The sequence below is a fragment of the Actinomadura fibrosa genome (assembly GCF_900659615.1).
In the GTDB taxonomy this organism is placed as follows: domain Bacteria; phylum Actinomycetota; class Actinomycetes; order Streptosporangiales; family Streptosporangiaceae; genus Spirillospora; species Spirillospora fibrosa.
Genome location: NZ_CAACUY010000431.1, coordinates 1 through 4,375, shown reverse-complemented (window position 1 = coordinate 4,375; position 4,375 = coordinate 1). Strand labels below are relative to the sequence as shown.

4 protein-coding genes and 1 pseudogene are annotated in these 4,375 nt (G+C 74.0%); 3 read left to right on the top strand and 2 right to left on the bottom strand.

Going from position 1 to position 4,375, the window contains the following annotated elements; genetic code table 11:
- A partial coding sequence (locus E1300_RS47900; RefSeq protein WP_242619877.1) for a glycerate kinase occupies window positions 1-647 on the bottom strand: 647 nt, incomplete at its 3' end.
- Window positions 648-790: 143 nt separating this feature from the next.
- Window positions 791-2,236, bottom strand: a complete 1,446-nt coding sequence (locus tag E1300_RS47895) for an NCS2 family permease (protein ID WP_131763896.1) — start codon at window positions 2,234-2,236, stop codon at window positions 791-793.
- A 147-nt stretch (window positions 2,237-2,383) separates the two neighbouring features.
- On the opposite strand from E1300_RS47895, the pseudogene E1300_RS47890 reads away from it, so the two are divergent.
- From E1300_RS47890 to E1300_RS53660, 3 genes and pseudogenes are all read left to right on the top strand, one after another.
- Window positions 2,384-2,689 (top strand): annotated as a pseudogene (locus E1300_RS47890) (PucR family transcriptional regulator); the annotation flags it as partial.
- Window positions 2,690-2,698: 9 nt separating this feature from the next.
- Window positions 2,699-3,997, top strand: a complete 1,299-nt coding sequence (locus E1300_RS47885) for a helix-turn-helix transcriptional regulator (RefSeq protein ID WP_131763895.1) — start codon at window positions 2,699-2,701, stop codon at window positions 3,995-3,997.
- Window positions 3,998-4,091: 94 nt separating this feature from the next.
- On the top strand, window positions 4,092-4,375 hold a 284-nt coding region (locus E1300_RS53660; RefSeq protein ID WP_278045447.1), incomplete at its 3' end, for a DUF5685 family protein.

Below are 4,375 nucleotides of genomic sequence, written 5' to 3'. Positions count from 1 at the left end.
ACCGCCGCCGCGCCGCCGCGGCCGAGCAGCGGCCCCGCGGAGTCGCCCGCGATCACCACCTGGACGCCGGACATGTCGGGCAGGCCGCGCAGGTCCAGGGCGTGCAGCGAGCGCAGCGCCGCCCCGCCGGGCGGGAGGTCCTTGCCGAGCGCGTCCAGCAGCCGCCCGCCGAGCCCCTGGACGAGGCCCGCGCCGCCGTCGGTGCACGCGCCGCCGCCCAGGCCGAGCACGATGCGGCGGGCGCCGAGCCGCACCGCGTGCGCGAGCAGCTGGCCCGTCCCGACGCTGGACGCGACGAGCGGGCGCGGCCGCCCGTCCGGGAGCAGCCGCAGGCCGGACGCCTCGGCCAGCTCCACCACCGCGGACCGGCCGTTCAGCGCCAGCCGGGCGGTCACCGGCAGCCCCGTCGGCCCGCACACCTCGACCTCGACCCGCCGCCAGCCGGCCGCCACGGCGGCCTCGACGGTGCCGTCGCCGCCGTCGGCGACGGGCAGCTCGACCAGCGGGACGTCCGGGCGGGCGCGGCGCAGCCCGGCGGCGAGATGCCGGGCCACCTCCGCCGCGGTCAGCGCGCCCGGGAACCTTCCGGGGGCCAGCAGGACGTGACCGCGCGGGGGCGGGTGGGGGGGAGAGTCCGCGGACGCCACAGCCACGCCTTTCACGCCGGGAGGTAAGGCCCTACCTTCTGCTTACGCCATGACGGCACTATTTGACACCCGGAAGGGCCCCGGAGACTGGCGAACGGCGCAGAGACGCGGCACCGGAAGGGCTCCCGCCCTCCCGGCCCCGGCTATTTCACGCCCAGCCACTCCTCGATCGGGTGGATCGCGAAGAAGAGGAGGAAGAGCACCACGACCGGCCAGAGGGCGGGGGCGATGTCGCGCCACCTGCCGCGCGCCGCCTTGATCACGGCGTAGCTCACGATGCCCATCCCGAGGCCCGTGGTGATCGAGTACGTGAACGGCATCAGCACGATCGTGAGGAACGCCGGGATCGTCAGCTCCGGATCGCTCCAGTCCACCTTGGCGACCTGCGCCATCATCATCGCGCCCACCACGACCAGGGCGGGCGCGGCGGCCTGCGCGGGCACCACCCCGGCCAGCGGCGTGAGGAAGAGCGTCACGGCGAACAGCAGGCCGGTGGCGATGTTGGCGAGGCCGGTCCGCGCGCCCTCGCCCACGCCGGCCGCCGACTCCACGAACACCGTGTTCGCGGACGAGCTGGTCAGGCCGCCGAAGGCCGCCGAGAGGCCGTCCACCGACAGGATGCGGCCGAGGCGCGGCACCTGGCCGCGCTCGTCCACGAGCCCCGCCTCGTCGGAGATGCCGAGGATCGTGCCCATCGCGTCGAAGAAGCCGGACAGCACCAGCGTGAACAGCACGACCAGCGCGGTGATGAACCCGGCCCGGCCGAACCCGCCGAACAGGTCGACCTCGCCGAGGAGCCCGAAGTCGGGCGCCGCGAACAGCTTGTCGGGCACGTCCGGCGTGACCACGCCCCAGCCGCCCTTGCGGATGCTCGCGTTGTCCTGGATGAGGACGGCGACGACCGTGCCGACGACGATGCTGATGAGGATGGCGCCGGGCACCCGCCGGACGAACAGCACGATCATCAGCAGCAGCGTCAGCGCGAACACCAGCGCCGGCCAGGTCTCCAGCCGCCCGCCGGTGCCGAGGGACAGCGGCGGGCTCGCCGCGCTGGAGGTGACGAAGCCGGCGTCGACGAGGCCGACCAGCGTGATGAACGCGCCGATGCCGGCCGCGATCGCGTGCTTGAGCGCCAGCGGGATCGAGTTCATGATCCGCTCGCGGATCCCGGTGAGGGCCAGCAGCACGATGACCAGGCCCTCGATCACCACCAGGCCCATCGCCTGCGGCCAGGTCATCACCGGCGCCGCCTGGAAGGCCACCACCGCGTTGATGCCGAGGCCCGCCGCGAGCGCCAGCGGCACGTTCCCGGCCAGCCCCATGATCACCGTGGTGACCGCCGCCGACAGCGCCGTCATCGTGGTGAGCTGCGGGATCGACAGCGTCGCGCCCGTGACGTCCTTCGCCCCGCCGAGGATGATCGGGTTCAGCAGGATGATGTAGGCCATCGCGAAGAACGTCGTGACCCCGCCGCGCAGCTCGCGGGCGACGGTCGTCCCGCGCCCGGAGAGGTCGAACAGCCGGTCCAGCGGTCCGCGCTCGCCGGCGGGCGGTGGATCGTCGGTCGGGACGGTACTGGCCTCTGACATGGCGCGTGCTCCGCTTCCAGCAGCATGATCTCGGAAAATGGCGAGCACAGGGTAACTGCCCGGCCGCCCCCCGTCGCGAACCGGGGACGTCCGCTATAGCCTGCCCTGGTGCGAATGCGAGCCCCGGCGGATCCGGCCGCCCGTCAGTCCTACGCACTGCTGCTGGACTCGGTGCCGGAGAGCACGCGCTGGTCCTTCCGCGAGCGGATGCTCGGGCCGCTGGAGGAGTACGACCGCACCAGGCAGGCGGAGCTCGTGCACACCCTGGAGGTGTTCCTCGCCTGCTCGGGGTCGTGGAGCCGGAGCGCGTCGCGGCTGCACGTCCATGTGAACACGCTTCGGTACCGGATCCGCCGAATCGAGGACCTGACGGGCCGGGACCTCGGCACACTAGAGGATCGAGTCGACTTCTTCCTCGCCCTCCGCGCGACGCGGCCGGCGAGCACCTTGTAGGCGGTGGTCATGGATCGGGAGACACTGGGGCAGCGCATCCGCGCCCTGCGGATCCGGCAGGGCGTGAGCCAGGCGCAGCTCGCCTTCCCCGAGCTGTCCGACAGCTACATCTCGCTGATCGAGAGCGACAAGCGGGTGCCCGCGCCGAGCGTGGTGGACCTGCTCGCCGCGAAGCTCAACTGCTCGGCGACGTACCTGGTCAGCGGCGTCAGCGAGGACGTGGTCGACGAGCTGCGCGTCACCCTCGACTACGCCGAGATCGCGCTGCGCAACGGCGCGGCGGCGGAGGCGCGGGCCCGGTTCGCCGAGGTCCTCGCGAACGCCGACGCGGTGGCGCTGCCGGAGATGCTGCACCAGGCGCGCTGGGGGCACGCCCTCGCGCTGGAGGCCGCGGGCGAGCTGGAGGAGGCGATCGCCGGGCTGCTGGAGCTGACGTCCGAGGCGTCCGCGGAGGCCGACCTCGACCACTGGGCGAAGGTCCACGTCGCGCTGAGCCGGTGCCTGCGCGAGCGCGGCGACATCAGCGCGGGCGTGCAGGCCGCCGAGGGCGCGCTCCGCCACCTCATCGCGACCGGCGCCGACTCCACCGACGCCGCCGTGCACCTCGGCGCGGCGCTGCTCGCCGCGTTCATCGAGCGCGGCGACCTCGTCCGGGCCCGGCAGCTCGCGGCGCAGCTCGTCGAGCGCGCCGAGCGGATCGGCAGCCCCCGCGCGCGGATGGTCGCCTACTGGGAGGCCGCCTACGTCGCCGAGATCCGCGGCGAGTACGAGGACGGCGTCGCCCTCGCCGAGCGGGCGCTGATGCTCGCCGGCGACGGCGAGGACCCGCGCAACCTCAACCGGCTCCGCGTCATCTACGCCGGGCTGCTGCTGCGCGCGCGGCCCGACCAGGCCGTCCGCGCCCGCGAGCTGCTCGGCCGGGTGCGCGGCGAGATCAGCACGAGCTCCGCCGGGGAGATCGACGTCGCCTGGTGCCTCACCGAGCTGGCCCGCGCCGAGACCGCGCTCGGCCGTCCCGCCGAGGCGGTGCGGCTCACCGAGGAGGCCCTCGACCTGCTCGGGGACGCGCCGCGCCGCGCCACCGCCGGGGCGCTGACCGTGCTCGGCGAGGCGTGCGTGCGGCTCGGCCGCCGCGAGCGCGCCGTCGAGGTGCTCACCCGCGCAGCGACCTGCCTGGAGGAGATGGAGTCGTCCCGCGAGGCGGCGCAGGCGTGGTTCGACCTCGCCGAGGTGCTGGCCGAGACCGGGACGACGGGCGAGCCCCGCATGGCTGCGTACCGCCGCGCCCTCACCTGCGTGGGCGTCTGACGCCAGAAGGCCGATATTCCCGGATGAACCGATTTCGGGCCGACCGCGTCCATAATCGTGCTGCGAGTCGCCTGAGGTGGGGGGTTGTCCGGGGATGTTCGGTGTCGTACGACCGTGCAGGCACGTCCTGTGCGGATCGCTCTTCCAGGACTGGATGGCGCACCTGTGCGGGCTCTGCCTGACGCTGCGCGCCGAGCACGGGCAGGCCGCCAGGCTCGTCACGAACTACGACGGGCTGCTGGTGTCGGTGCTGGTGGAGGCGCAGGCGCCGGAGCGGTCGCCGCGGAGCTGCGCGCGGGTCTCGGTCCGGGCCAGCAGGACGAGGCCCGCCGCGTCGAGCAGGATCGAGTCGCCGAAGTCGACGACGACGCCCGTCCG